We start from the raw sequence: 906 nt of genomic DNA, 5'->3' as shown, positions 1-906 counted from the left end.
TGGGAGCCGTGTTCGTCAAGAGCGAGATCCACGACGCCTTCATGTATGGCCCCGAGCACATGATCGAGTTCTTCCACGGCTACACCTATTCGGGCAATCCGATGGCCTCGGCCGCCGCGCTCGGTACGCTCGCGACCTATCAGGACGAAGGGCTGCTGACCCGTGGCGCGGAACTTGCTCCCTACTGGGAGGAGGCGCTGCATTCGCTCAAGGGCCTGCCGCATGTCATCGATATCCGCAATATCGGACTGATCGGCGCCATCGAACTCGAACCGATCGCGGGTGAGCCGACGCGGCGCGCATTCTCCGCTTTCCTCGATGCCTACAACAAGGGCCTCCTGATCCGGACAACCGGCGACATCATCGCCCTGTCGCCGCCGCTCATCATCGAGAAAAGTCAGATCGATTTTGTCGTCGAAACGCTTGGCGGCGTTCTGAAATCACTGGACTGAGGCGAGCCATGGCAATCCACGGAGGACACCGATGACGCTGGCTGGAAACATGAGGATCAACGGTGACCGCCTTTGGGAATCCCTGATGGAGATGGCCAGGATCGGTCCCGGCGTGCGCGGCGGCAACAACCGGCAGACGCTGACCGACGAGGACGGCGAGGGCCGCGCCTTGTTCCGGACATGGTGCGAGGACGCCGGAATGACGATGGGCCTCGACCAGATGGGCAACATGTTCTTCCGCCGCGAGGGAACCGATCCGGATGCGCTTCCGGTGTATGTCGGCAGTCACCTCGATACGCAGCCGACCGGCGGCAAGTATGACGGCGTGCTCGGCGTGCTCGGCGGGCTTGAGATTGTCCGCACGCTCAATGATCTGAACATCAGGACCAGACACCCGATTGTCGTCGTCAACTGGACAAACGAGGAAGGCACGCGGTTTGCCCCGGCCATGCTG

2 protein-coding genes are annotated in these 906 nt (G+C 62.1%); both read left to right on the top strand.

From position 1 onward, the window contains the following. Window positions 1-452: aminotransferase class III-fold pyridoxal phosphate-dependent enzyme (locus AC5E6N_RS05035; protein ID WP_491746791.1), on the top strand; the 452-nt coding region annotated here is incomplete at its 5' end. A 31-nt stretch (window positions 453-483) separates the two neighbouring features. After that, on the top strand, window positions 484-906 hold a 423-nt coding region (locus tag AC5E6N_RS05030; protein ID WP_491746790.1), incomplete at its 3' end, for a M20/M25/M40 family metallo-hydrolase.

This window comes from Hoeflea sp. (assembly GCF_984452065.1).
This window is presented reverse-complemented; position numbering and strand designations above follow the sequence as displayed.